A 25,325-nucleotide genomic window follows, 5' to 3' on the forward strand; every position below is an offset into this window, starting at 1 on the left:
GTAATGGCAAGTAAGTGTAAATAGTAAATCTAATGCTTAGCTGTCTAGCTGCTTTGAGTCTGAATCAAAGATAGAAAGGTATTGAAGTAGCCTTGCCGGCTGTGGAAAAGAGTTTCTAAAAGATAGAGAAAAGCCTGAAGTTTTTGCTGCTGTTTTTCTGGGGGTAGAGCTTGAAAGCTGCTGCCAAAAACTTGAAGCGAATAAGTAAGAATCATTTCCAGGCTTTCGTAGGGATAGTCGGTCCTCATATCTCCAGCAGTGATACCGTCTTGGATGATGGGAAGTAGAATCTGGGGTGCTCGTTCAAGAAGAATTTGATTGGTCTTTTCGTGCAGGAGCGCATTTTGTGGCTGATTGAGATGCAGCAGTACTCCCTCTCCCTCTTGGTGATTGAGATTCAGAGCAGCCATACTGCCAACCAAGCGCTCTATGATAGTCAGTCCACGATTATCAGCAAAGGCTTGGGAAGCTGTAAATGCTCTTTCAATGGTTCGCTCAATGATGGCATCCATTATCTCTTCCTTAGAAGAAAAGTAATAGTAGAGAGTACCGCGGGCAATTTGAGTCGCTTCTAAAATCTGGGAGATAGAGGTTTGGTCAAAGCCTTGCTCCATAAAAAGCTTCTGAGCAGTATCTAAGATAAAGTCTTTTTTATTGGCCATATTTGCATCCTTTTTGGTAGTAAAATTTTATTCGACCGACGGTCGGTCTATTCTTTCCTTTATCGTACATCTTTTCTAAATCCATGTCAAGAATAAAGACAGTTCCACTATTTTTTGATATAATAAGTCTAATCAAAATTGAAGGAGTATATCATGACTTTTATTATTATTCTTATTATTGTCGCGGTTTTAGCGTTCTTTGTCGTTGGTGCATACAATACCTTGGTTAAAAGCCGCATGCAGACTCAGGAAGCTTGGAGTCAGATCGATGTGCAGCTCAAACGCCGTAATGACTTGATTCCTAACCTCTTGGAAACTGTCAAAGGCTATGGCAAGTATGAGCAGGCAACCTTGGAAAAGGTAACCCAACTGCGCAACCAGGTAGCTTCAGCTGCTTCACCAGCCGAAGCTATGCAAGCCAGCGACGCCCTTTCTCGTCAGATTTCTGGAATCTTTGCAGTAGCTGAAAGCTATCCAGATCTGAAAGCAAATACCAACTACTTGAAGTTGCAGGAAGAGCTGACCAATACTGAAAATAAAATTGCTTATTCTCGTCAGCTTTATAATTCAGTTACTAGCAACTACAATGTCAAGCTGGAAACTTTCCCAAGCAATATTGTTGCAGGAATCTTTGGCTTTAAAGCTGCGGACTTCCTCAAGACACCAGAAGAAGAAAAGGCTGTGCCAAAAGTTGACTTTGGCAGCACTGGACTAGGTGACTAAGATGTTATTTGATCAAATTGCCAGCAATAAAAGGAGGACTTGGCTCCTCCTTATCGCTTTTTTCGGACTCTTGGCTCTTGTTGGAGCAGCTATTGGCTATCTCTGGCTGCGGTCTGCTGTTGGTGGTATCTTGTTAGCTTTAATTATCGGCGCGATTTATTCCGGAGTGATGATTTTTCAGTCTACAGAGGTTGTCATGGCGATGAACGGAGCTCGCGAGGTCTCTGAGCAGGAGGCGCCTGAGCTTTATCATATTGTTCAAGATATGGCCATGGTCGCACAGATTCCTATGCCACGTGTCTATATCGTAGAAGATCCCTCTCCCAATGCTTTTGCGACCGGCTCTAAGCCTGAAAATGCAGCTGTTGCAGCAACGACAGGTATCTTGCAAATCATGAATCGTGAGGAGCTTGAGGGAGTGATTGGCCATGAAGTCAGCCATATTCGCAATTACGATATCCGAATTTCAACGATTGCTGTGGCTTTGGCCAGTGCTATTACCATGTTGTCTAGCCTAGCTGGCCGGATGATGTGGTTTGGTGGCGGACGTCGGAGTAGTAATGATCGAGATAACGATAGTGGATTAGGAATTATTCTACTTATCGTATCATTGATTGCTATCGTTTTAGCTCCTCTGGCAGCTACCTTGGTGCAGTTGGCCATTTCTCGTCAGCGGGAGTTTCTGGCTGATGCTTCCAGTGTAGAGCTGACCCGCAATCCGCAAGGGATGATCAATGCTCTACTTAAGCTGGATCGCAGCGAGCCTATGGAGCATCATGTCGATGATGCCAGTGCAGCTCTCTATATCAGCGATCCTAAAAAAGAAGGCGGTCTGAAGAAACTTTTCTATACGCACCCTCCTATCTCAGAGCGGGTGGAGCGCTTGAGACAGATGTAAAACCAGGGAAACTTAAATTATTCCCAAAAGTTAGATAAACAACTAGTAAAAGGATTTAGTTCTGCATTGGACAGGACTAAGTCCTTTTCATTTTACTTCCTTTCATTCATGTCTAAAAAATATTCGTTTAGATTTTGTTACAGTTTTATTTCAGTCATCTATAAACCTTGGATTATCCAAGTTTATTTTTGTATAAGTAAGGAGGCTAGATTTAAAAAAGCCAGTGTTTTCAAGTTGTCAGGTTGAACCCTCCTGACTTTCTTATAAAATTAGCATTTTCTTGAAAACCATAAAATTTTCAGAAAAAATCACTATATTGAGTTATTTTATTGTTCAAGTTAATCTATTTGTATCATTTAGAAATACAAAGTAGTTTTTTTTGTAACAAAACAGAAATATATTACTAGTATATTAAATTTAGTAAAAAATTTTATTGCATATATGAAACCGGGGGTTCGGTATGTTGAAAACATTTGGAAAAATTTTCAAAGTCATTAGAGAATCAAAAAACATGCCTCTTAAAGAAGCGGCAGCCGGAGATATTTCAGTGGCGCAATTGTCCCGTTTTGAGCGGGGAGTCAGCGGTATCACGCTTGATTCTTTCTATTGCTGCTTGAAGAATATGGCTGTTTCTCTAGACGAGTTCCAGTATGTTTACCATAACTATATTGAAGCAGATGATGCGCTTTTCTCAAAAAAAGTGGCTGATGCTTATCAGGAAAACAATGTCGTCAAGCTCCAAAGTATTTTGGCTAGCTCAGAAGCTTTGGCTGAAAAGTTCCCTGAGAAGAAGAACTATAGGCTCAATACAATTGTTGTCAGGGCGGTTCTGTCTTCCTGCAGTCCAGATTTTCAGATTAGCAAGAAGGATATAGAATTTCTGACCGATTATCTCTTTTCTGTTGAGGAGTGGGGACGCTACGAGCTTTGGCTCTTTACTAATAGTGTGGATCTCTTGACCTTGGAAACACTGGAAACCTTTGCTAGTGAGATGATTAATCGCACCCAGTTTTATAATGACCTACCAGAGAACCGCCGGCGTATTATTAAGATGCTGCTTAATGTTATCAGCGTCTGCATAGAGGGAAACCATTTGCAGGTTGCTATGAGATTCCTAAATTATCTTGATCATTCTAAAATCCCTGAGACAGATCTCTATGAACGGATGCTGATTAAGTATCATAGGGCCCTTTATTCCTACAAGGTTGGGAATAGCCATGCTCTAAGCGATATTGAGCAATGCCTATCTTTTTTGGAATTCTTAGATTCCTTCGGTGTTGCTCAGAAGCTCAAAGCCCAGTTTGAAAGAATTTGCCTTTCGCAGTTGCAGATGTGCAAATAAAATAGGCCCTCCTCTGGAAAAAGGATAAAATAAAGGTAAAACTTTATACCAATTTCAGAAGGAGGGTTTATGATGGAGAAAAAAATTCATTATAAAATGCATAAAGTTAAGAAAAACTGGGTAGCCATCGGTGTGACTACCTTAGCGCTTATTGTAGCACCAAAAGTACTTGGTCTCGAAGCAGGTCTTGTCCATGCCGATGATGTTAAGCAGGTGGCAGTTCAAGAGTCAACTACAGTCCAGACTGGTAGCCCGGATCAAGCTACCCAAGCACAAGCTAGCTCAGCTTCTCAACTAGAAGCAGAAAAACCAACTTCTGCAGACAAGGAGACTGATGCTAAAACGGATGCTCAAGAGCCAGCTAAGCCGGCAGTAGCAGAAGCAGCAGCTACAGAAAAGGCAGCCGTTGCTGAAGAAGCAAAAGCAGCTAACGCAGCATCAGAAACTGCTAAAACGGAAGCAGCTAATCAGGATAGACAAGCAAGTCCAGCAACTGTTCAAAAGCAGGCTGTTGACAAACAAGCAAAAAAGACTGTTTCAGACAAGATTGTTGCAAATCCAAAGGTTGCAAAGAAAGATCGCTTGCCAGAACCGGCTCAAAGACAGGGAGCGATAGCTGAAAGAATGCGTGCTGCTCAAGCTCAAGCGGCGCCGGTTAATACTGAGCATGATGATGATGTGCTAGCTCACATCAAGACTATTGATGGCAAGAAATACTATGTTCAGGATGACGGCACAGTTAAAAAGAATTTTGCAGTTGAACTCAATGGAAAAATTCTTTATTTCGATGCAGAGACCGGAGCTTTGGTTGATTCAGCTGAGTATCAATTCCAGCAAGGTACTAGCAGCCTCAACAATGAATTTACCAGAATGAATGCCTTCCATGGTACAACGGACAAGGACATCGAAACAGTTGATGGCTATTTGACAGCAGATAGCTGGTATCGTCCAAAAGCTATCCTCAAGGATGGAAAAACATGGACTCAGTCTACAGAGACTGACTTGCGTCCGCTTTTAATGGCTTGGTGGCCTGATAAGCAAACGCAGGTTAGCTATCTCAACTATATGAACCAGCAAGGTTTGGGAGCAGGAGCTTTTGAAAACAAAGTGGAACAAGCTATCCTGACAGGTGCTTCTCAGCAGGTTCAGCGCAAAATTGAAGAAAGAATCGGTAAAGAAGGCGATACTAAATGGCTGAGAACACTGATGGGCGCATTTGTCAAAACTCAGCCAAACTGGAACATCAAGACTGAGTCTGAAACAACCGGTACTAATAAGGACCACTTGCAAGGTGGAGCTCTGCTTTATACCAATAATGAGAAGACCTCTTATGCTAATTCTAAGTACCGCATCCTGAACCGCACACCAACCAACCAAACTGGTACACCTAAGTACTTCATTGACAAGTCAACCGGTGGTTATGAGTTCCTCCTAGCTAACGACTTTGACAACTCTAATCCAGCTGTTCAGGCTGAGCAACTCAACTGGCTGCACTTTATGATGAACTTCGGTAGCATTGTAGCCAATGATCCGACTGCTAACTTTGACGGGGTTCGTGTCGATGCGGTAGATAATGTCAATGCGGACTTGCTCCAGATTGCCTCTGACTACTTCAAGTCTCGCTACAAGGTTGGAGAAAGTGAAGAGCAGGCTATTAAGCACCTGTCTATCTTGGAAGCTTGGTCTGACAACGACCCTGACTACAACAAGGACACCAAGGGTGCTCAATTGCCGATTGATAACAAGCTTCGTCTGTCCTTGCTTTATTCGTTCATGCGTAAGCTTTCTGTCCGTAGCGGAGTAGAGCCAACGATTACGAATAGTCTGAATGACCGCTCTGCTGAAAAGAAAAATGGCGAACGGATGGCCAACTATATCTTTGTCCGGGCTCATGACAGTGAGGTACAAACTGTTATTGCTGACATCATTCGGGAAAATATCAATCCAAATACTGATGGTTTGACCTTTACCATGGATGAGCTCAAGCAAGCCTTCAAGATTTACAACGAAGATATGCGCAAGGCGGACAAGAAGTATACGCAGTTCAATATCCCAACTGCTCATGCTCTCATGCTCTCCAACAAAGACTCCATCACTCGGGTCTACTATGGGGATCTCTATACTGATGATGGCCAATATATGGAGACGAAATCTCCTTACCACGACGCTATCGATGCCTTGTTGCGGGCTCGGATTAAGTATGTAGCTGGTGGTCAGGACATGAAAGTCACCTATATGGGTGTGCCTCGTGAGGCGGATAAATGGTCTTACAATGGTATTTTGACCTCTGTTCGTTACGGTACTGGTGCCAATGAAGCAACGGATGAAGGAACAGCAGAGACCCGTACTCAAGGGATGGCAGTTATTGCTTCTAACAACCCGAATCTCAAGCTGAACGAATGGGATAAACTGCAAGTCAATATGGGAGCAGCCCATAAGAATCAATACTACCGTCCTGTGCTCTTGACGACCAAAGATGGTATTTCCCGCTATCTAACTGACGAAGAAGTGCCGCAATCGCTCTGGAAGAAGACAGATGCTAATGGTATTTTGACCTTTGATATGAATGATATCACAGGCTACAGCAATGTCCAAGTTTCTGGTTATCTGGCTGTTTGGGTACCAGTTGGTGCTAAGGCAGATCAGGATGCTCGTGTAGCAGCCAGCAAGAAGAAAAATGCTAGCGGTCAGGTTTACGAGTCTAGCGCAGCCCTTGATTCTCAGCTGATTTATGAAGGTTTCTCTAACTTCCAAGACTTTGCAACCCGTGATGATCAGTATACTAATAAAGTCATTGCTAAAAATGTCAACCTCTTCAAAGAATGGGGAGTGACTTCATTTGAGCTGCCGCCGCAGTATGTATCTAGCCAGGACGGGACTTTCCTAGACTCTATCATCCAGAATGGTTATGCCTTTGAAGACCGCTATGATATGGCAATGAGCAAAAACAATAAATATGGTTCTTTAAATGACCTGCTTAATGCTCTCCGTGCACTTCACAGTGTCAATATCCAAGCCATTGCGGACTGGGTGCCAGACCAAATCTATAACCTGCCAGGCAAGGAAGTGGTAACAGCAACTCGTGTCAACAACTACGGAACCTACCGTGAAGGCGCAGAAATCAAGGAAAAACTTTACGTTGCCAATACTAGAACGAATGGTACAGACTATCAAGGCAAGTATGGTGGAGCCTTCTTGGATGAACTCAAAGCTAAATACCCAGAAATCTTTGAACGAGTACAGATTTCCAACGGTCAAAAGATGACGACTGATGAGAAGATTACCAAGTGGTCAGCCAAATACTTCAACGGTACCAATATCTTGGGTCGTGGTGCTTACTATGTTCTTAAAGACTGGGCTAGCAACGAATATCTCAACAACAAGAATGGTGAGATGGTACTGCCTAAGCAATTAGTTAATAAGGATGCTTATACAGGATTTGTCAAAGATACTACTGGATTCAAGTACTATTCAACTAGTGGCTATCAAGCTAGAAATTCCTTTATCCAAGATGAAAATGGAAATTGGTATTACTTCGATAAACGAGGTTATCTAGCAACAGGTGCTCAAGAAATTGATGGCAAGCAAGTTTATTTCCTCAAGAATGGTATTCAGCTGCGAAACTCTCTCCGTGAAGATGAAAACGGCAATCAGTACTACTATGATAAGACTGGTGCCCAAGTTCTCAACCGTTACTACACTACTGATGGCCAAAACTGGCGTTACTTTGATGCCAAGGGTGTCATGGCTAGAGGTCTGGTAACCATGGGCGGCAATCAGCAATTCTTCGACCAAAACGGCTACCAAGTCAAGGGCAAGATTGCGCGTGCCAAGGATGGTAAACTTCGTTACTTTGACAAGGATTCAGGTAACGCTGCTACTAATCGCTTTGCCCAAGGAGATAATCCAAGTGACTGGTACTATTTCGGAGCAGATGGCGTTGCTGTAACAGGTCTTCAAAAGCTTGGTCAGCAAACCCTTTACTTCGATCAAGATGGCAAGCAAGTCAAAGGTAAAATCGTGACACTTGCAGACAAGAGTATCCGTTACTTCGATGCTAACTCTGGAGAAATGGCAGTCAGCAAGTTTGCAGAAGGATCTAAGAACGAATGGTATTACTTCGATCAGACTGGTAAAGCAGTGACAGGTCTTCAAAAACTTGGCCAGCAAACCCTTTACTTCGACCAAGATGGCAAGCAAGTCAAAGGTAAAATCGTGACACTTGCAGACAAGAGTATCCGTTACTTTGATGCTAACTCCGGAGAAATGGCAGTCGGCAAGTTTGCAGAAGGTGCCAAGAATGAATGGTATTACTTCGATCAGACTGGTAAAGCAGTAACAGGTCTTCAAAAGATTGGTCAACAAACACTTTACTTTGACCAGGATGGCAAGCAAGTCAAAGGTAAATTAGTAACTCTGGCTGATAAAACGATCCGTTACTTCGATGCTAACTCTGGTGAAATGGCGGTTAATAAATTTGTTGAAGGTGCTAAGAACGAATGGTATTACTTCGATCAGACTGGTAAAGCAGTGACTGGTTTGCAGCAGATTGGTCAACAAACCCTTTACTTCGACCAAAATGGCAAGCAAGTCAAAGGTAAGATTGTCTATGTCAATGGTGCTAACCGTTACTTTGATGCCAATTCAGGTGAAATGGCGCGCAATAAATGGATTCAGCTGGAAGATGGAAGCTGGATGTACTTTGACCGCAATGGTAGAGGCAGACGCTTCGGCTGGAACTAATAGTAATAGAGTAGGCTAAATGAAACTTAATCTTTAGCTTTCTAATACACAAAAAACGATAACTTCTTATTTGGAAGTTATCGTTTTTTGCTGTCTTCTGGGAGAATAAACATAAAAACAAAATTAAATCTATCAAATTTCTTTAATATCTTTCTTTTTTTCAATAGATAGGAGCAGAGCAATTACACCGATAATGCTGAAGATGAGCCAGCTAGCGTTCATATTCCAGAGGGCTAGGCTGCTGAAGACCATAGTACCAAAGGGAACAGAGAAAGAAAAGAGCAGACTCAGAAAGCTGGAAGTCTGAGCGAGAACATCAGAAGGCAATTTGCTCAGTAAGAGGGTGTTGATTTTGGGATTGATCTTGCCGGAGATATAAGCTAGTAAAAATCCAAAAACAATGCCGACGAAAACAGGCAAATGCAAGAAGTTGCTGACAGCAAGCAGAATCATGGTAAGAGCAGCCCAGAGGGTTAGTTGATTTAGAGAGAGACGGCTAAAGTAATCGTTGGGAGTCAGGCTGGCGATGACCATGGCTAGGACAAGAGTCGTCTGAAGAACCAAGAGCGACTGGCTAAAGGATAGCTGGAAGATGGGATTGTCCAGCAAGTAGAGATTATAAAGAGCTATAAGAGAGCCTGCCATAGCGTTGACGACTAGGATTTGAGCCAGCAGTTTGAGAAAATTGTTAGAACCTTCCTGTTCGAAGATGAGCTTGGACGATGTGTACATTTTCTTCAACTCTTCCTTCAGAGGAGCTTTTTTCTCAGAAATTGCGACGGGATCATGGGTCAATCGGCGGCGGACTAGGTAGAGGATGGTGGAGGATAGAAGAAAGGTCAAAGCGTTAACCAAAGCAACTAGGAAAAAGTCTTTCTGGCTGACGGTTAGGAGCCAAACTCCCAAAGCTTGTCCGGCCAGGCTGCAAAGAAAGCTGATAAGCTGGGTAAAAGAGAAAGCTTCCATAAGGTCTTTCTCTGAAACATTCTTTTTTAAAATCGGCATTTGGAGACCGCTCCGATAATCGCTGATGATATCTGAAAGAATATTCATCAAGCAGACGGCTGAAAAGGCTAGATAAGAGCTGGAGCGAGTCATGAAGGCAACAAGGACAAAGAGCAGGGCTTGAAGATAACCCAAATAAATCAGCCAGCGAGCCTTATGGACGGTCTTGTCAGCTTTGATGCCGGCAAAGATAGTAAAGAAAGTCGGAACTAGGACGATAAAATTAGCCACAGCAATGGCAAACTTGGGATTGGGCATGCTAGAAGCAAATACCACAAAAACAATATTGAAAATAGAAGCTCCCAAGGTGTTGAAGATCCGGGAAAGACTGAGTGAGGCATAGACCCCATTTTTAAAGAATAATTTCATCGTTGACTCCTTTTTCTAAACTGCAAGATTGTATAAAAGGTGATTGGGCACATCTGTAATCTAGCTTTTGTTTTTTCTCTTTCTGATGACCATTATAGACCGTTTAAAGCCAAAAACAAGGGCTTTTCGGCAACTGGTTAGGTCTCATAAGTAAGTGGTAAAATTCTGAAAGTGACTTGCGATAGCTCTTTCTGTTTTTAGTATAAAAGAAAAAATTCAAGCAGCAGAAAACGTTGCATATATTCGACGGATTTTTGAGTGAAAGTGTTAAACTTAGTGAGTTAGAGCGTATTTTGCATCAAAAAACTCCACTTCCCAACTCAAAATCGCTGAGCTTAAAAGTGGAGATTTACATTATTTACTATATTTTTGAAAAGCATTATCAAGGGCTTCTTGATAGTAGTTGGCGCTATATTGGCATTTCAAGATTCGGAAAATGTCGACAGCTTGCTTCATTTGAGTGAGTCCCTCTTCTGTTTGCCCTTTCAAACAGATCAACTCTCCCTGAGCAAAGAGATAGACAATTCGGAAGTAAGTCTCATTTTCTTCGTAAAAGTGTCGCTCAATGACTTGTTGGAAATAGTCTGCCTGGGTGATATTTTCCTGACCGATGGCCAGAAGATAGCCATTAAGAAAGATGGTGTGCAGGGTGTTGCGATTGTTGGCAAATAAGGCTACGAAATCCTTTCTTGAGAGGATTTCTTTCGTATACTGAGAAAACAAATCTAGAGATAAAACTGGAGTGCAGATAGAGAAGAGATTGAGCTCGTAGCGGCCCCAAATATCAACTGAAAAGAGGTAATCATGTAGGTAATCGAGTTCTTTTGGGCTGGCCTTTTCAGACTCTTTGAGGGCACAGAGATAGGCCTTTATAATCAGGCGCTCAACCCAATCGTTAGCGCTCTTACTTTTTCGCGTGATTTTTTCTTTTTCCAGATAAAGTTCCTCTAAGAGGTTAAGCTGATTGGCTTGCAACAGGTCTTGGATTTGGCTTAAGAGTTCCTTGTGAGAGTGATGGTTCTGGATGCCGGCTGCAACAGTAAATTCTTCCGTTTCCGTGTGGATAGCACTGAGTGCGCTAAAAAGTTTCTGTGCCGAAAGTTCGCTCTGCCCATTTTCAAAGCGAGAGAGCATAGATTTTGAAAATTCTCCACCGGTCGCCTCGGATAAAGAGATGTGCCTAGCCTCTCGAAAAAATCTAAAAACCTGTCCCAGATGTTCCATTGTCTTCCCTCCTTGCTATTTATTATAACAAAATAATTTTCAATAACAGCGGAGCGCCCAAACATGATATAATAAAAGAAAAAAACAAAGAGGAACTTATGTTGCATATTCAAGAAATTCGGAAGAATCCAGATGGACTAGCCTTTGAGAAAAAGCTGGACTTGGCAGAGGAGTTAAAAGAGCGCAATCCTGAAATTTTAGATGTTCAGGATATTGTAGCCAGTGGAAAGGTTCAATATGAAGACGGCCTTTATTTTCTAGATTATGACTTGTCTTATACCATTACTCTGACGTCCAGTCGTAGCATGGAGCCAGTGGAACTCAAGGAGTCTTATCTAGTCAACGAAATTTTCATGGAAGAAGGACAGGCTGCATCGCAGGATATGATTGATCAGGATTTGGTGCTGCCGATTGAAAATGGCGAGATTAATGTATCCGAGAGTGTGGCTGATAATATCTTGCTGAATATCCCGTTGAAAATCCTGACAGCTGAGGAAGAAGCCGGCCAAGGCTTTCTGTCAGGCCAAGACTGGCAGGTTATGACGGAAGAGGAATTCGCCGCTGCTCAAGAAGCTCAAAAAGAGAAGAACAATCCTTTCGCCGGTTTGCAAGGACTTTTTGATGAATGATTCTTGTAAAAATCTTGAAAATAATTTGAGAATTTGAAATAATTTGTTATACTAAGTATAAAAAGAAAATAGACAATGAAAATTGTCTTATAGAAGGAGATTTAATGGATACATTTTTCTTTCCAACCTGGTTGATTCCAGTAATTATTGGTTTGGTTGTCCTTGTTGTACTTTTAGTGAAAGGCTATGTTAACGCACGCCCTAACGAAGTAGTTGTAATTACGGGACTACGTAAACAGCGTCACCTTCGTGGTAAGGCTGGCTTTATGATTCCTTTTGTAGAGCAGCGCTCTTATTTGGATATTGAGCAGTTCTCGACAGATGTTCGCACTTCTGAAGCGGTACCGACTCTGGACTTTATCAATGTTCGTGCCGATGCAGCTGTTAAGCTAAAAATCGGAACGACTGATGAAATGATTGCCCGTGCAGCAGAAAACTTTCTTAATTGGAATACAACAGATATTTCCAACTCTGTTCAAGATGTCTTGGAAGGAAATCTCCGGGAAGTGATTGGTCAGATGGAACTTCGTAAGATGGTCAATGACCGTCAGGAATTTGCCTCAAAAGTGCAGGACAACGTAGCTCCTGATCTGGCTAAAATGGGATTGGAAGTCATTGCCTTTACCGTTCAGTCTTTCTCTGATGAAGGTGGTGTGATTGATAATCTCGGTATCGAAAATGTCGAAACCATCAAAAAAGATGCCTTAATTGCAAAGGCTAAAGCTGAACGTGAGCGCAAGGAAGTAGAAGCTGAGCAGGACAAGTTGGCAAACGACAAGCGCGTAGCTGCTGACTTAGAAATCGCTCAAAAGCAAAATGAACTGAAACTGAAGCAAGCAGCCCTCAAGCAGGAAGCGGATATTGCGCAAGCTAAGGCAGATGCAGCTAAAGGGATTGAGGCGGAAGTGCAGCGTCGGGAGCAAGAACGTGTGGCTGCCGAAGCTAATATCATGAAGCAAGAGAAAGAAGCTGAAGTCAAGGAACGCGAAGTTAAGGTTCGGGAGCAAGAACTGGATGCTAACATCCGCAAACAGGCTGAAGCGGAGAAATACTCTCGTCAACAAGCAGCAGAAGCGCAATTGATTGAGCGTCAACGTCAAGCCGAGGCGGAACTCTTTGAAACACAAAAAGAAGCCGAAGCTCGCAAGGCTCAAGCCGAGGCTGAGAAATTTGCGCAACTGCAAGAAGCTGAAGCCATTGAAGCCAAGGGACGTGCTGAAGCCGAGGCTATTCGTCTTAAGCTAGAAGCCGAAGCTGAAGGTTTGGATAAAAAAGCCGAAGCCATGAAGAAGATGCAGGAAGCTGCGATTACTGAGATGATTGTAGACAAACTGCCAGAAATTGCCCGTGCTGTAGCAGAGCCGCTTACTAAAGTGGACAAAATTACTATGTATGGTGAAGGCAATGCTTCTAAGATGGTTGGTGATATCATGCAGAGTATTGACCAAGTGTCGCAAGGTGCAGGCTTCGACATCCGCCAACTCCTAGCAGGAGCTCTTGGTGTTAATATGACTGTTAACAAGCTAAAACAAGATGAGCAGCCAGTTATTGAAGCTGCAAATCTTGACACCGACAAAAAATAAAATAAAAGATAAATCGCTATGACTTGCACCCCAAAAGTTAGACAGAAAATCTAACGATTGGGGTGTTTTTAATCTGAAATTAGGTTATACAAATAAACTAGGTATATAACCTAAAAGTAATGACGTTTCTCGGGTTCAGATATAGCTGGCTCAAATCTTTAATATTATTCCCTGGTTTAAAGCAAGAAAAAATTGAGAAGATTCTAGTAGATGTCCAACTCCATACAACAAGCTCCCAGACTTAGTTTGGGAGCTTATTGCTTTATATCTTCTGTTTGGCCTTGATAGTGGTAAATGCAGAGTCGGTTTGCTTGGTCTGGGCGACTGACGGTAAAGTGGAAGTAATGGTCCTTCTTGTCCAAACTTTTGGTCTTGGAAAGTTTGAAATAAGTGACCCGGCGGCTGGCCATGTGGAGTAGGATGTCATCTTCCATGACCATCAGAGGCTGGGGAAGATTGGAAAATTGATAAAAATCCTCTTGAAATTGATAGTAATTCTGGGAAAAATAGTCAAATTGAAGTTCCTCATGTAGATTCTGAGTAGTCATCTGCACCTCCTGAAGCTTGTATCGAAAGAATCTGATGGATAGCAAGGACTTTGTAATGGTCACCTTCCTGCAAGAGGACCTGCTTGCAGTCCAGATGGAAGACGGTAGCAGTAATGTCGGTCAGCTTTCCCTGATTAAGAAAGGTGATTCGGATGGGAACTTGCTGACTGTAGGCTTGACTGAGCAAGTGGAATTTTTCCTGTCTGTCAAGCTGGGTCAGACGACTGATATCTAGTTCTGTCTTGGCCAGAGCAGTGCTGTGCTCAGAGAGGAAAAAGCCAGCCCACTTAGCCATGCCCCGATCCTGAAAGTCACGTGCTGACTGATAGGGGAGATAAGAGCGGTCGGTCATGATAAGCCCTCCAAACCTCCAGCAGAATGGCCACCAGTTAACTTGCTTCGAGCAATAGCACGGGAGGAGTCCAGCAAGGCATTTCCCTTAAGCAGAGAGGTAAAGCCGAAGCGATCTCTGATGAGGTCAATCGTCAGCTGGAGCTCCTCTTCTTTTTGAATTTGCAGGGGATCATCAAAGAGAGAAATCTGACCATAGCCTTGATCGACAAAGTCACTGTAAAAAACACCAATCTGTCGGATAGCCCCGCCCTGATATTTGGAACGAAAAAGCTGAACTACGATTTGAGCCAGTCGATCGCTGTTATTGATAGGCTCAATTTTTTTCTGTGTATGAATGGAAGGAAGGCGCTCCTGTTTAGAATAGCGGGCATAGATGGAGACACGCTGGCATTTCTTACCAGAACGTCTGAGCCGAATGGCGACCTGCTCAGCCATTTCTCGGAAAACCAGCTCAATCTCTGCCTGTCGTCTATAATCTCGGGGGAGAATTTGCGAATTCCCTAGGCCATGTGACTTGACCTGATAAGGCTTGTGAACATTGCTTTCATCAATGCCATGAGCGTGAAACCAAAGCTGCAGGCCCATGACCCCCATTTCTTTTTTGAGAATATCGGGGTTAAAGTGAACCAAATCATAAATGGAGTGGATACCTAGCTTCTTAAGACGGATGGCCGTTCGGTGGCCGATACCCCAAAAATCTGTCATTGTCGGAATAGTCCAGACCTTGTTGGGAACATCCTCGTAGGACCAGTTGACCCGCATCTTTTTTGTATGTTTTGCTTCAATGTCCAAGGCCAGCTTAGCGAGAAGAGGATTGGCATTGCTCAGGCCGATAGAGGCATAAATCCCAGTCTTCTTCCAGATAGCCTGTTGAATGCGGGCAGCCAGCAGGTCTAGTTTAGTCCTGCGGTCCAGCGTCTGATCGGGAATGAAGTAGTTGATAGAGCTTGTCAAATCTAAGAAGCCCTCATCGATTGAGTAGGGGAAAATATCATCGGGAGCCGCAAAATCCTGGAAAATCTTTTGGATTTCCATATTTTTCTGGATATAGTAGTTCATCCGGGGTGGGATCAATAAGGTCTTTTGGGCCGCGTCTTCGATAAAGCGCACATAATCTGCTGTAATTGGCAGTCCCTGCTTGCGGGCAGCAGCAAAGTTGAACTTACGGGTGTGGACATCAAAAGGAAGATTATAGCTTCGGCTGACATTTTGGCTGCCGAAATTCTTTTTAAAGAGAGGGGTGGCAGCTAGGATTAGTCCGGCAGAATTTTCAATTCGGCTCATGACACAGAGCGAGGTTTTTAAAGGGTCAAGACCAAGAGCGATGCATTCACAAGAGGCGTAAAAACTTTTCATATCCACAAAAGCAATGTCTGAATGGGGCTCGCGTGAATAATCAAATAGGACCATAACTTACACCTCAATCGGCAGAAAATGTCCGACTACGATACCAACAATGCTAGGCTGATCTTCATAGGGAGCAAAGAGATCCCCGTAGTCAGGATTGATAGACTCTAGGCGTAGACCTTCAGCTTCACGGTAGACTTTTTTGATATAGGTCTTGCCATTCCACATGAGAGCATAGACCGCCCCATCGTAGTCAAATCCTGTCTGTTTCATAAGGGCAACAGAGCCATTGGGATACTTGGGCTCCATAGAATCCCCAGAGACCCAGGATGCAAAGTCGTGCTGGATATCTTGATCAAAGTAGACAGTTTCGTAGTCTGTTTCATTGTCATAGTAACTGTGACCGCGACCTGCAGCCAGCTCAACGGATAGAACCTTATAGGCTGTAAGGGAGCTAACCTTGCGCTGTCTCTCTAAGAGCCGACTAGCGAGCTTGTCTACTTCTTTTTTATGCGGTGGGGTTAGTAAAGGGTAGGTGTAGAGCGCACTGGTCTCATCCACAAAGTAGTTCTCTTGGACTTTGAGACAGGTGGCCAACCTCCTGAGGTTTTTTGCGTGGGGTTCTGCTAGGCCATTTTCCCAAGCAGAGTAAGTCTTTCGAGAGATTCCCAGCTCTTGGTAAATAGAGGATTGAGTCAAATTAAGCTCCAGCCGACGTTTTTTTAATTTTTCATGAGAAAACATACTACACCTCCTATGTAACGTTTTAAAAGTTACATATAGTATACCAGATGAAATTGAGAAAAGCAAGTTCTTTATTGAATATTGTTATTTCCAGCAAGAATGTGGTAAACTGTAGAAAGAATCTAGCTTGGAGGTAGAGAGATGTTTCCTATGACAGCAAAGACGATCATGACAGAAGAAGCTTACCGCCGTTTCGCTTGGGCCAACTTTTGGTATAAAAAGAATGGCATCTTCTCACTGATTCTCCCTGAGATAGTGGTGCTGATATGCGGTGCAATCTGTTTTTTTATCGGAGAACCTTTGGCAGGCGTAGCTTTTCTTGTTATTGTGGCTATACTTCCTTTTCTTTACTACCTGTCTATGAATCGACATATTAAAAAGTTTTATAGAGGCAACCCTCTCTGGCATGATTTGGAGCAGGAATTTAACTTTTACGAGACGGATTTTCAGGTCTTTAATCGTAATCATACCTCTCGATATGACTATCAAGATATTGTGGCGATTATAGACAAGCCAGAAACTTTTTATATCATGGTTGGCCGGTCATTGGGACTGATCTTGGATAAGGCAGACTGTCAGCCTGAATTAATTGATTTTTTACTAAAACTAAAAGAAAGCAGAAGTCTCTAATTTGGGGCACTTCTGTTTTTTGTCTGTCAAGTTTTCAAAAAATTGGCCTCCTGTGCGATGTGTGTTATAATGTTTTTTATGAGAGTTGTGGCAGGTAAATACGGAGGCAGGCCCCTCAAGACTTTGGACGGCAAGACGACCAGGCCTACGACCGATAAGGTCAAGGGGGCAATTTTTAATATGATTGGTCCCTATTTTGACGGCGGTCGGGTGCTGGATCTTTATGCTGGGAGCGGGAGTTTGGCCATTGAAGCTATTTCGCGAGGTATGGAGACAGCTGTCTTAGTCGAAAAGGATCGCAGAGCTCAGGCTATTATTTCAGAAAATATTCAGATGACCAAGGAGCCGGAACGTTTTGACTTGCTCAAGATGGAGTCTGGTCGAGCCTTGGAAATGTTGACAGGGTCTTTTGACTTAGTTCTCTTGGATCCGCCTTATGCCAAGGAGCAGATTGTGGAGGACATTGAGAAGCTGGAGGAGCGTCGGCTCTTGAGTCAAGATGTCCTAGTAGTCTGTGAGACAGATAAGGACGTTGAATTGCCAGAAGAAATTGCAGGGCTGGGCATTTGGAAGCAGAAGATATATGGAATTTCAAAGGTGACGGTATATGTCAGATAAGATAGGATTATTCACAGGGTCTTTTGACCCGATGACCACAGGGCATGTGGACCTGATTGAGCGGGCTAGCAGGCTTTTTGATAAGCTTTATGTAGGGATTTTCTATAATCGGGAAAAGTCTGGCTTTTTCACAATTGAAGCCAGAGAGCGCATGGTCAAAGAAGCTCTGCAGCATTTGGATAATGTCGAGGTCATCACTTCTCAGAATGAGCTAGCAGTGACAGTGGCCAGAAGACTGGGGGCCAAGGCCTTTGTACGTGGTCTCCGAAATAGTCAAGATCTAGACTATGAAGCCAATATGAACTTTTTCAATCAGGAATTGGCAGGAGAGTTGGAGACGATTTTCTTGCTCAGCAAGCCAGTCTATCAGCATATCAGTTCATCACGTATTCGTGAGCTGATTGCTTTTCAGCAGGATATCGCAGCCTATGTGCCCCAAAGTGTAATCAAAGAATTAGAAAGAATCAACAATGAAAAGAATTAAGAAGTTTATATTGCCGACGGTCATTGGCGTCACTATTGCCTTTTTTATAGCAGCTCTTTGGGTTCGTCTGCCTTATTATATAGAAGTTCCTGGTGGTGCCGAGGATGTTCGTCAGGTCCTGCTGGTTGATAATAAGGCTGACAAGGAAGCGGGCTCCTATAACTTTGTGACGGTCGGAGTAGAGCAGGCAACCTTTGCGCATTTGGTCTATGCTTGGCTAACCCCTTTTACAGATATTTATTCCGCCAAGGATATGACAGGTGGCTCCACGGACGATGAGTTTAATCGGATCAACCAATTTTACATGGAAACTTCGCAAAATATGGCCAAATATCAGGGGTTGACGACGGCTGGTAAAGAGATCAAGATGGATTATCTGGGAGTTTATGTCCTGCAGGTAGCTGATAACTCAACCTTCAAAGGAGTTCTCAATATTGCTGATACGGTAACTGGTGTCAATGACAAGACATTTGAAAGCTCTGAGGAGCTGGTCAAGTATGTCAACTCGCAGAAGCTTGGGGATAAGGTCAAGGTGACTTTCCAAGAGGATGGTCAGGAGAAATCAGCAACCGGAAAGATTATCAAGCTAGAGAACGGTAAGAATGGGATTGGGATCAGTCTGATAGACCGGACGGAAGTCAGCAGTAATATTCCGATTACATTTTCAACTGAGGGTATCGGCGGTCCTAGTGCTGGCCTTATGTTCAGTCTAGCCATTTATACCCAGTTGGCTGATCCGACCCTTCGTGATGGCCGCGATATTGCAGGGACCGGTAGCATCAGCCGTGAAGGCGAAGTTGGAGAAATCGGCGGAATTGATAAGAAAGTTGTTTCAGCAGCCCAAAGCGGAGCAGATATCTTCTTTGCGCCGAACAATGAACTTACAGAGGAAGAGAAGAAGCTTTCTCCTAATGGGAAAAACAACTACCAAACGGCTCTGGAGACAGCCAAGAAGATTAAAACGGATATGAAAATTGTTCCAGTTAAAACACTGCAGGACGCTATTGACTATCTGAAAAAGAACAAGTAAGGAGTCTGGGCAAAAAGTCCAGACTTTTGAGTCTAAATTAGAAAAAATAGATGACGCAGTGGTTGATTGGCATCTTACTTCGCTTTTTAAGCTCCAAAGATGACCTAATCAACTGTGCGGGGGTGGGAAGACGAACTTTTTAACTTGTTTGAAGTTCTTTCCCACTCCCTTTTCTTGTGAGACAGACAAAATCAGTTGGTCTTCTTTGCTTTAAATCGTCTGACTTTTTTCAGAAAGATATTTTTGATGAAAAGTCCGCGAAATACTGGCTGATTTATGATAGAATAAAGTATTGTAGATAAACTATCCAAGATCGTTAAAGGAAGAGTATGCGTAAAGATATTTCACCTGAATTGTATAATTATAATAAATTCCCAGGACCGGAGTTTAAACAGATTGACAGCAAGATTGTTGCAGAAAAATTCGAGTTTGAATTGATTGAGAACTATAAGGAAGGCTTTGACTTGACGGCCTTTCATCAGCGTTTTTCAGAAATTCTCACCAAGTTTGACTATATTGTCGGTGACTGGGGCAATGAGCAGCTGCGCCTGCGTGGTTTTTACAAGGACGAGCGGGCTAATGAAAGCGATGAGAAGATTAGCCGTTTAGAAGACTATTTGCTGGAGTACTGCAGCTACGGCTGTGCTTATTTTGTCTTGGAAAATCCAAATCCCCAGCGCGCTTCCTTTGATAAGAAATCGCATGGCAAGAAAGAGTCAGAAGGTCGGTCGAAACGTTCTCGCAATAGTCGCTCAGGCGGTGGCCGCAATCGCAGAAGCGAGCGAGACCGAGACAGTCGTTCTAAAAGGGACAATAAGCGCTCCCGCAACAATTCCCAGCAAGATAGGCAGAAAAAGCAAAAAGACAGCAATCGCCATTTTGTGATTCGCCAGAATAAAGGAGAAAAATGAAACCATCTATTTATAGCTTAACGCGTCAGGAAATGATTGAATGGGCGGAAGCTCAGGGAGAAAAGAAATTCCGTGCTGCCCAGATTTGGGAGTGGCTCTATCGCAAGCGGGTCCAGTCTTTTGAGGAAATGACCAATCTATCCAAGGACTTAATTGCCAAACTAAATGATCAGTTTGTCGTCAATCCGCTTGAGCAGCGCATTGTTCAGGAGTCGGCTGATGGTACGGTCAAGTACCTCTTTGAACTGCCGGATGGTATGCTGATTGAGACGGTACTCATGCGCCAGCACTATGGACTTTCTGTCTGTGTGACCACCCAAGTTGGCTGTAATATCGGCTGTACCTTCTGTGCTTCTGGCTTAATTAAAAAGCAACGCGATCTCAATAACGGTGAGATTGTTGCTCAGATTATGCTGGTTCAGAAGTATTTTGACGAGCGTGGTCAGGATGAGCGGGTCAGTCACATCGTGGTTATGGGAATCGGTGAGCCTTTTGACAACTATGACAATGTGCTCAAGTTTGTCCGGACGGTCAATGATGACAAAGGTTTGGCTATCGGTGCCCGCCATATCACGGTTTCAACTTCAGGGCTGGCTCATAAGATTCGTGACTTTGCCAATGAAGGTGTGCAGGTCAATCTAGCTGTATCCCTCCATGCCCCAAATAATGATCTGCGGACCAGTATCATGCGGATTAACCGGTCCTTCCCTATCGAAAAGCTTTTTGCAGCTATTGAATACTATATTGAGACGACGAATCGCCGGGTGACCTTTGAGTACATCATGCTCAATGAAGTCAATGACGGGGTAGAGCAGGCCAAGGAGTTGGCTGAGCTGCTCAAGAACATTAAGAAGCTGTCTTATGTCAATCTCATTCCTTACAACCCAGTTAGCGAGCACGATCAATACAGCCGCAGTCCCAAAGAGCGCGTGATGGCTTTCTACGATACCCTCAAGAAAAATGGAGTCAACTGTGTGGTTCGTCAGGAACATGGTACAGATATTGATGCAGCCTGCGGTCAGCTGCGTTCTAATACTATGAAGCGTGATCGCGAGAAAGCATTGGTAGAAAATGTTCAGCCTTAAGAACTACCTGACTTCAGACGGTGAACTGACTGCTAAGGGGCGGAAATTGCTGGTAGGGGGAAGCTGGCTCTATTTCTTGATGCTTTGCATTCTCTGCTTTATTCCTCAGGTTCCAGAGCCGGGAATGGAGACGCCGGGAATCCAGTACTTTGGCCGAATAGTGGTTTTGTTAATCCCTTTTAATTCCTTTGTCAATATTGGCGAGATTACTTCTTGGATCCAGCTGGTCAAGGTCTTTATCCAAAATTTAGCTAATATCTTTCTGCTGTCCCCCTTAATCTTTCAATTGCTTTGTCTCTTTCCGAAATTGCGGAAGACAAAGAAGGTTGTATGGCTGAGCTTTGGGATGAGTCTGTCTATCGAAATGACTCAAATTCTGCTGGACCTTCTTATCAATGCTAATCGAGTTTTTGAGATTGATGATCTCTGGACCAATACTTTGGGTGGTTATCTGGCTTGGCGGGCATTTCAGCTTGGTCAGAAAATCTGGAAAAATCGTTAAGACGACGCTTTCAAAAGAGATTAGCGAGAGAAAGGTTCGGATTTAGGAGAAAAAATTTAATTTTTTCTTGACAAGAAAAAGGGAAAGGCCTATAATAAAATAAATCATCAGAAAAGTAATAATTTTTTCTACTTTCAGGGAGCCTGTGGTTGGTGGAAACAGGCAGTGGAGGATTATGAAGTGGGCTGATGCAAAAGATGAATTTGAAGCAATAAAAATTCGGTGAGCACACCTTACAGTGCAGCTTGTTGTTAGACAAGACAGAGATATGGAGGCAGTCTATACTTTGCTCCATAATTGAGGTGGCACCGCGATTTTACGCCCTCACACAGAGTTTTTTCTGTGTGTGGGCTTTTGTTTTGTTTGAAAATAAAGAAAAGAGGCAATTAAGATGACAGAAACTAAAGGATATTTTGGACAATTCGGCGGCTCCTTTGTACCGGAGCCTATCCAGGCCTTGCTGGATGAATTGGAAGTGACTTTTGAGAAGTATAAGGATGATCCAGAATTTTTAAATGAATACCGACATTATTTGGCGGATTATTCAGGTCGGGAAACCCCGCTCTACTTTGCAGAAAGTCTGACCCAGCATCTGGGCGGAGCTAAGATTTATCTGAAGCGGGAAGATCTCAATCATCTGGGCTCTCATAAGCTCAATAATGTTTTGGGGCAGATTTTACTAGCTAAGCGCATGGGCAAGACCCGAGTCATCGCTGAAACTGGAGCTGGTCAGCATGGTGTGGCAACTGCGGCAGCCGCAGCTAAGTTTGGTATGAAGTGCGATGTCTACATGGGTGCAGAGGATGTAGAGCGCCAGCGCCTCAATGTCTTCCGCATGGAAATGATGGGAGCGACTGTTCACGCTGTGGAAACAGGAACCAAAACCCTCAAAGATGCTGTAGATGCAGCTTTTGGAGCTTGGATGAGCGATTTGGAAGCCTTCTATGTTTTGGGTTCGGCTGTCGGACCTCACCCCTATCCGACCATTGTCCATGAATTCCAAAAGGTGATCAGTGAAGAATCACGCCGTCAGATTTTGGACAAAGAAGGCCGCTTGCCGGACTATGTTATTGCCTGTGTAGGCGGTGGTTCCAATGCTATCGGCGCCTTCTCCCAATATGTGGCGGATGAAGAAGTCAAGTTAGTGGGAGTTGAAGCAGCTGGACGGGGTCTTGACACAGACCAGCATGCAGCGACTATGACCAAGGGAAGTGTCGGAGTAGTGGACGGTATGAAGACCTACGCTGTCTTTGCAGAAGATGGTCAGGTGGCACCTGTTTACTCAATTTCAGCAGGTTTGGACTATCCTGGAGTTGGTCCCGAACATGCTTTCTTTAAAGATTCTGGTCGAGTAGAATACGTAGCCGCGACAGATGATGAAGCTGTGGATGCCTTGCTTCTCTTGACACAAAAGGAAGGAATTTTGCCGGCAATCGAAAGCTCCCATGCCATTGCTGAAGCTATCAAGCGAGCTCCGCAACTGTCATCTGACCAAATCATCATTATCAATGTATCTGGTCGTGGAGACAAGGATGTGGCAGCCATTGCCGACTATCTAGAAAAACGAAAATAAAATACCCAGCAGAAGAGTAGTAACATTCCTCCTTTAAGAGAGTCTGTGGTTGCTGTAAACAGGCAGGAGAAGTTATGAAATGGGCTGTTGGAGTCAAAATTTAGTCCTTTAGTTGATCTTTTATCGTTTTGTTAGCATACTTTGACATGACTCGGTATGCTGCCTTCTACTAAAAGGGATCTAAAAGGCTGCAAATAGGTAAATGAGATGTGGAGCCCGAAAACTCCATAACTGAGGTGGCACCGCGATCACACGCCCTCACAGGATGAACTGTGCGGGCGTTTTTCTGTAGTTCTGGAGCAAGTTATGACAATGAATAGGTGCTATCTGTTCTTGCGAATGCAGTCATAACTAGCAGATTGCTCCTCCTTAAACGCTTCTGATTAAATAGAAAGAAACATTATGCAAAAGATTTTACCAGCTGATATTTTATCACCGATTCTGGCTTATATGCGGATTAAAGGCGACCACAAGGTGATTTTGGAAAGTATTCCAAGAGATAGCGAGACAGCTCGCTTTTCTATCCTAGCTTATAAGCCAGTCTTTGAAGTTCGCTATGAAAACGGCCAGTTAACAAAGAACGGGCAAGCAATCGAGGCAGATCCCTTGGACTATCTGCATGAGTTGGCAGTGAAAAAAATCATCATTCAGACCTGCCTTTTGGTGGTGGAGCCATCGGCTTTGTCGGCTATGATATGATTTCCCTCTATGAGGAGATTGGCCAGATTCCAGCTGATGTGATTGGAACGCCGGATATGCACTTTTTCGTCTATGAGAGTTACATGGTTTTTGACCATAAAAAAGACAAGGTTTATATCGTTGAGGAGGCGCTCTACAGTGATAGAAGCGAAGCTGATTTGGCTGCTAGTCTGGAGCTTATCATGACTGAGCTGGCGCAGCCTGCGACAGATGAATTTTCACCACTGGAACTGTCCAGTTTGAACTTCCAGAGTCACATCGAGCAGACAGCTTTTGAAAAAATGGTGGAAGAAGCGCGCAGCTTGATTCGGCAGGGAGATATGTTCCAATGTGTGCTCAGTCAGCGGTTTTCAGCAGAGTATTCTGGTAAGCCACTGGATTACTATCGCAATCTGCGTGTGACCAACCCTTCCAACTATCTCTACTTTTATGACTTCGGGAATTATCAGATTATCGGAGCCAGCCCAGAAAGTCTGGTGTCTGTCAAGCAAGATCAGGTTACGACCAATCCTATTGCTGGAACCAGGCCGCGCGGGAAGGGTGAGAGAGAGGATAAAGCCTTGGCGAAGGAGCTGCTGGCTGATGAGAAGGAAGTGGCGGAGCACCGCATGTTAGTTGATTTGGGGCGTAATGATATTGGTAAAATTGCTCAGAATAACAGCGTGGAAGTCACTAAGTACATGGAAGTAGAGTATTTCCGCTATGTCATGCATCTGACCAGTGTGGTTCGTGGTCAGCTTTTGCCCCAACTGACAGCTATGGATGCACTCAAGTCCACCCTACCGGCTGGCACCGTCTCGGGTGCGCCTAAGATTCGAGCTATGAAGCGAATTTATGAGCTGGAGCAGGAAAAACGTGGTGTTTATGCGGGGGCTATCGGCTATCTATCTGCGACAGGGGATATGGATGTTGCCATTGCTATTCGGACCATGATTTTGAAAAATGGCAGAGCTTACGTTCAAGCTGGAGCGGGTATTGTTTATGACTCGATCCCTACTAATGAATACCAAGAAACCATCAACAAGGCCAAATCAATGACCAAGATAGGAGAGATGCAATGATTTTATTGATTGATAATTATGATTCTTTTACTTACAATCTAGCCCAGTATATCGGCAATTTCGCAGAAGTTAGGGTCTTGCGAAATGATGATGCAGGCCTTTATCAAGCAGCAGAAGAAGCTGATGCTGTGGTCCTGTCTCCTGGCCCAGGCTGGCCGGCAGATGCAGGACGGATGGAAGAACTTATCCGCGATTTTGCTGGCAAAAAGCCGATTTTAGGGATTTGCTTGGGACATCAAGCCATTGCAGAGGTATTTGGCGGAAAGCTAGGATTGGCTCCCAAAGTCATGCATGGCAAGCAAAGTATTCTGCGCTTTGAGGGGGAATCTCCTATCTATCAGGGAATAGAGGATGGGCAGCCGGTCATGCGCTATCATTCGATTTTGATTGAGGAGATGCCAGAGGACTTTGAAGTGACAGCTCGAGCGGTTGATGACAACTCTATCATGGCTATCCAGCACAAGAGTCTGCCCATTTATGGTTTTCAGTATCATCCAGAAAGCATCGGCACGCCGGACGGCTTGTCGTCTATCAAGAACTTCATCGACTTAGTAAAGTAAA

22 protein-coding genes, 1 pseudogene and 1 other annotated feature are annotated in these 25,325 nt (G+C 43.7%); of the genes and pseudogenes, 16 read left to right on the forward strand and 7 right to left on the reverse strand.

Annotated elements, in window-relative coordinates:
• Positions 1-44: 44 nt before the first annotated feature.
• Positions 45-662 (reverse strand): TetR/AcrR family transcriptional regulator, encoded by a 618-nt coding sequence (locus tag HMPREF9389_RS05590; protein ID WP_002929605.1) that lies wholly within the window; start codon positions 660-662, stop codon positions 45-47.
• Between the two features lie 153 nt (positions 663-815).
• Between HMPREF9389_RS05590 and HMPREF9389_RS05585 the strand changes: the two genes are divergently transcribed.
• The 4 genes from HMPREF9389_RS05585 to HMPREF9389_RS05570 all read left to right on the forward strand — a co-directional run bounded on the left by HMPREF9389_RS05585 (position 816) and on the right by HMPREF9389_RS05570 (position 8,368).
• Positions 816-1,385: a LemA family protein gene (locus HMPREF9389_RS05585; protein WP_002898080.1), complete on the forward strand. Its 570-nt coding sequence runs from the start codon at positions 816-818 to the stop codon at positions 1,383-1,385.
• Position 1,386: 1 nt separating this feature from the next.
• Positions 1,387-2,283, forward strand: coding sequence for a zinc metalloprotease HtpX (htpX, locus tag HMPREF9389_RS05580; RefSeq protein ID WP_032906420.1), 897 nt, complete (start codon positions 1,387-1,389; stop codon positions 2,281-2,283).
• Positions 2,284-2,743: 460 nt separating this feature from the next.
• A complete protein-coding gene (locus HMPREF9389_RS05575) occupies positions 2,744-3,625 on the forward strand; it encodes an XRE/MutR family transcriptional regulator (protein ID WP_002929607.1) in 882 nt (293 codons plus the stop codon).
• Between the two features lie 69 nt (positions 3,626-3,694).
• On the forward strand, positions 3,695-8,368 hold the full coding sequence (locus HMPREF9389_RS05570; protein ID WP_002929608.1) for a glycoside hydrolase family 70 protein: 4,674 nt from the start codon (positions 3,695-3,697) through the stop codon (positions 8,366-8,368).
• Positions 8,369-8,500: 132 nt separating this feature from the next.
• On the opposite strand, the gene HMPREF9389_RS05565 is transcribed toward HMPREF9389_RS05570, so the two are convergent.
• Entirely contained in the window at positions 8,501-9,742 is a 1,242-nt protein-coding gene (locus HMPREF9389_RS05565; protein ID WP_002929610.1) for a hypothetical protein, read from the reverse strand.
• Positions 9,743-10,096: 354 nt separating this feature from the next.
• Positions 10,097-10,966 carry an Rgg/GadR/MutR family transcriptional regulator gene (locus HMPREF9389_RS05560; protein WP_002929613.1) on the reverse strand — a complete coding sequence of 290 codons (870 nt, stop codon included), beginning with the start codon at positions 10,964-10,966 and terminating at the stop codon, positions 10,097-10,099.
• A gap of 98 nt (positions 10,967-11,064) precedes the next feature.
• On the opposite strand from HMPREF9389_RS05560, the gene HMPREF9389_RS05555 reads away from it, so the two are divergent.
• Together HMPREF9389_RS05555 and HMPREF9389_RS05550 are read left to right on the forward strand one after the other, a co-directional pair.
• Positions 11,065-11,595 carry a YceD family protein gene (locus HMPREF9389_RS05555; RefSeq protein ID WP_032906422.1) on the forward strand — a complete coding sequence of 177 codons (531 nt, stop codon included), beginning with the start codon at positions 11,065-11,067 and terminating at the stop codon, positions 11,593-11,595.
• Positions 11,596-11,699: 104 nt separating this feature from the next.
• On the forward strand, positions 11,700-13,178 hold the full coding sequence (locus tag HMPREF9389_RS05550) for a flotillin family protein (RefSeq protein WP_002896230.1): 1,479 nt from the start codon (positions 11,700-11,702) through the stop codon (positions 13,176-13,178).
• 254 nt (positions 13,179-13,432) lie between these two features.
• Here HMPREF9389_RS05550 and HMPREF9389_RS05545 read toward each other — a convergent pair whose 3' ends face one another.
• Genes HMPREF9389_RS05545 through HMPREF9389_RS05530 form a run of 4 tightly spaced genes read right to left on the reverse strand, consistent with a single transcriptional unit; the run spans position 13,433 to position 16,171 of the window.
• Positions 13,433-13,726 (reverse strand): DUF5960 family protein, encoded by a 294-nt coding sequence (locus tag HMPREF9389_RS05545; RefSeq protein ID WP_002929615.1) that lies wholly within the window; start codon positions 13,724-13,726, stop codon positions 13,433-13,435.
• A complete protein-coding gene (locus HMPREF9389_RS05540) occupies positions 13,704-14,078 on the reverse strand; it encodes a hypothetical protein (protein ID WP_002929616.1) in 375 nt (124 codons plus the stop codon). Before HMPREF9389_RS05540 ends, HMPREF9389_RS05545 begins: the two co-directional genes overlap by 23 nt.
• Complete coding sequence (locus HMPREF9389_RS05535; RefSeq protein ID WP_002929617.1) at positions 14,075-15,490, reverse strand: Y-family DNA polymerase; 1,416 nt, start codon at positions 15,488-15,490, stop codon at positions 14,075-14,077. The genes HMPREF9389_RS05540 and HMPREF9389_RS05535 overlap by 4 nt, the downstream gene beginning before the upstream one ends.
• Before the next feature lie 3 nt (positions 15,491-15,493).
• Entirely contained in the window at positions 15,494-16,171 is a 678-nt protein-coding gene (locus tag HMPREF9389_RS05530) for a helix-turn-helix domain-containing protein (protein ID WP_002929619.1), read from the reverse strand.
• 141 nt (positions 16,172-16,312) lie between these two features.
• Here HMPREF9389_RS05530 and HMPREF9389_RS05525 point away from each other — a divergent pair, with 141 nt between their 5' ends.
• From HMPREF9389_RS05525 to HMPREF9389_RS05485, 10 genes and pseudogenes are all read left to right on the forward strand, one after another.
• Positions 16,313-16,801: a YcxB family protein gene (locus tag HMPREF9389_RS05525; RefSeq protein WP_002929621.1), complete on the forward strand. Its 489-nt coding sequence runs from the start codon at positions 16,313-16,315 to the stop codon at positions 16,799-16,801.
• Between the two features lie 69 nt (positions 16,802-16,870).
• Complete coding sequence (gene rsmD / locus HMPREF9389_RS05520) at positions 16,871-17,419, forward strand: 16S rRNA (guanine(966)-N(2))-methyltransferase RsmD (RefSeq protein ID WP_002929625.1); 549 nt, start codon at positions 16,871-16,873, stop codon at positions 17,417-17,419.
• Positions 17,409-17,903 carry a pantetheine-phosphate adenylyltransferase gene (coaD, locus tag HMPREF9389_RS05515; RefSeq protein ID WP_002929636.1) on the forward strand — a complete coding sequence of 165 codons (495 nt, stop codon included), beginning with the start codon at positions 17,409-17,411 and terminating at the stop codon, positions 17,901-17,903. Before rsmD ends, coaD begins: the two co-directional genes overlap by 11 nt.
• On the forward strand, positions 17,890-18,933 hold the full coding sequence (locus HMPREF9389_RS05510) for a SepM family pheromone-processing serine protease (protein WP_002929638.1): 1,044 nt from the start codon (positions 17,890-17,892) through the stop codon (positions 18,931-18,933). The genes coaD and HMPREF9389_RS05510 overlap by 14 nt, the downstream gene beginning before the upstream one ends.
• Before the next feature lie 329 nt (positions 18,934-19,262).
• On the forward strand, positions 19,263-19,844 hold the full coding sequence (locus HMPREF9389_RS05505; RefSeq protein ID WP_002929639.1) for a YutD family protein: 582 nt from the start codon (positions 19,263-19,265) through the stop codon (positions 19,842-19,844).
• Complete coding sequence (gene rlmN, locus HMPREF9389_RS05500; RefSeq protein ID WP_002929640.1) at positions 19,841-20,929, forward strand: 23S rRNA (adenine(2503)-C(2))-methyltransferase RlmN; 1,089 nt, start codon at positions 19,841-19,843, stop codon at positions 20,927-20,929. Before HMPREF9389_RS05505 ends, rlmN begins: the two co-directional genes overlap by 4 nt.
• Positions 20,916-21,431: a VanZ family protein gene (locus HMPREF9389_RS05495; protein ID WP_002929641.1), complete on the forward strand. Its 516-nt coding sequence runs from the start codon at positions 20,916-20,918 to the stop codon at positions 21,429-21,431. The genes rlmN and HMPREF9389_RS05495 overlap by 14 nt, the downstream gene beginning before the upstream one ends.
• 93 nt (positions 21,432-21,524) lie before the next feature.
• Positions 21,525-21,760: a binding site (T-box leader), on the forward strand.
• Between the two features lie 62 nt (positions 21,761-21,822).
• Positions 21,823-23,004 (forward strand): tryptophan synthase subunit beta, encoded by a 1,182-nt coding sequence (gene trpB / locus HMPREF9389_RS05490; RefSeq protein ID WP_002929642.1) that lies wholly within the window; start codon positions 21,823-21,825, stop codon positions 23,002-23,004.
• Between the two features lie 402 nt (positions 23,005-23,406).
• A pseudogene (gene trpE, locus HMPREF9389_RS0111285) lies at positions 23,407-24,764 on the forward strand (anthranilate synthase component I).
• Positions 24,761-25,324, forward strand: a complete 564-nt coding sequence (locus HMPREF9389_RS05485) for an aminodeoxychorismate/anthranilate synthase component II (RefSeq protein WP_002929645.1) — start codon at positions 24,761-24,763, stop codon at positions 25,322-25,324. Before trpE ends, HMPREF9389_RS05485 begins: the two are co-directional and overlap by 4 nt.
• The last annotated feature ends 1 nt before the right edge of the window (position 25,325 follow it).

It is taken from the genome of Streptococcus sanguinis SK355 (assembly GCF_000212855.1).
In the GTDB taxonomy this organism is placed as follows: Bacteria; Bacillota; Bacilli; order Lactobacillales; family Streptococcaceae; genus Streptococcus; species Streptococcus sanguinis_A.

Excerpts from the sequence above, each read along its gene's own strand:
- HMPREF9389_RS05530 (WP_002929619.1), bottom strand. The coding sequence starts at position 16,171 with ATGTTTTCTCATGAAAAATTAAAAAAACGTCGGCTGGAGCTTAATTTG.
- HMPREF9389_RS05575 (WP_002929607.1), top strand. The coding sequence starts at position 2,744 with ATGTTGAAAACATTTGGAAAAATTTTCAAAGTCATTAGAGAATCAAAA.
- HMPREF9389_RS05535 (WP_002929617.1), bottom strand. The coding sequence starts at position 15,490 with ATGGTCCTATTTGATTATTCACGCGAGCCCCATTCAGACATTGCTTTT.
- coaD (WP_002929636.1), top strand. The coding sequence starts at position 17,409 with ATGTCAGATAAGATAGGATTATTCACAGGGTCTTTTGACCCGATGACC.
- HMPREF9389_RS05550 (WP_002896230.1), top strand. The coding sequence starts at position 11,700 with ATGGATACATTTTTCTTTCCAACCTGGTTGATTCCAGTAATTATTGGT.
- rsmD (WP_002929625.1), top strand. The coding sequence starts at position 16,871 with ATGTTTTTTATGAGAGTTGTGGCAGGTAAATACGGAGGCAGGCCCCTC.
- HMPREF9389_RS05540 (WP_002929616.1), bottom strand. The coding sequence starts at position 14,078 with ATGACCGACCGCTCTTATCTCCCCTATCAGTCAGCACGTGACTTTCAG.
- rlmN (WP_002929640.1), top strand. The coding sequence starts at position 19,841 with ATGAAACCATCTATTTATAGCTTAACGCGTCAGGAAATGATTGAATGG.
- HMPREF9389_RS05505 (WP_002929639.1), top strand. The coding sequence starts at position 19,263 with ATGCGTAAAGATATTTCACCTGAATTGTATAATTATAATAAATTCCCA.
- HMPREF9389_RS05590 (WP_002929605.1), bottom strand. The coding sequence starts at position 662 with ATGGCCAATAAAAAAGACTTTATCTTAGATACTGCTCAGAAGCTTTTT.
- HMPREF9389_RS05555 (WP_032906422.1), top strand. The coding sequence starts at position 11,065 with ATGTTGCATATTCAAGAAATTCGGAAGAATCCAGATGGACTAGCCTTT.
- htpX (WP_032906420.1), top strand. The coding sequence starts at position 1,387 with ATGTTATTTGATCAAATTGCCAGCAATAAAAGGAGGACTTGGCTCCTC.
- HMPREF9389_RS05525 (WP_002929621.1), top strand. The coding sequence starts at position 16,313 with ATGTTTCCTATGACAGCAAAGACGATCATGACAGAAGAAGCTTACCGC.
- HMPREF9389_RS05510 (WP_002929638.1), top strand. The coding sequence starts at position 17,890 with ATGAAAAGAATTAAGAAGTTTATATTGCCGACGGTCATTGGCGTCACT.
- HMPREF9389_RS05565 (WP_002929610.1), bottom strand. The coding sequence starts at position 9,742 with ATGAAATTATTCTTTAAAAATGGGGTCTATGCCTCACTCAGTCTTTCC.
- trpB (WP_002929642.1), top strand. The coding sequence starts at position 21,823 with ATGACAGAAACTAAAGGATATTTTGGACAATTCGGCGGCTCCTTTGTA.
- HMPREF9389_RS05545 (WP_002929615.1), bottom strand. The coding sequence starts at position 13,726 with ATGACTACTCAGAATCTACATGAGGAACTTCAATTTGACTATTTTTCC.
- HMPREF9389_RS05495 (WP_002929641.1), top strand. The coding sequence starts at position 20,916 with ATGTTCAGCCTTAAGAACTACCTGACTTCAGACGGTGAACTGACTGCT.
- HMPREF9389_RS05585 (WP_002898080.1), top strand. The coding sequence starts at position 816 with ATGACTTTTATTATTATTCTTATTATTGTCGCGGTTTTAGCGTTCTTT.
- HMPREF9389_RS05485 (WP_002929645.1), top strand. The coding sequence starts at position 24,761 with ATGATTTTATTGATTGATAATTATGATTCTTTTACTTACAATCTAGCC.
- HMPREF9389_RS05560 (WP_002929613.1), bottom strand. The coding sequence starts at position 10,966 with ATGGAACATCTGGGACAGGTTTTTAGATTTTTTCGAGAGGCTAGGCAC.
- HMPREF9389_RS05570 (WP_002929608.1), top strand. The coding sequence starts at position 3,695 with ATGATGGAGAAAAAAATTCATTATAAAATGCATAAAGTTAAGAAAAAC.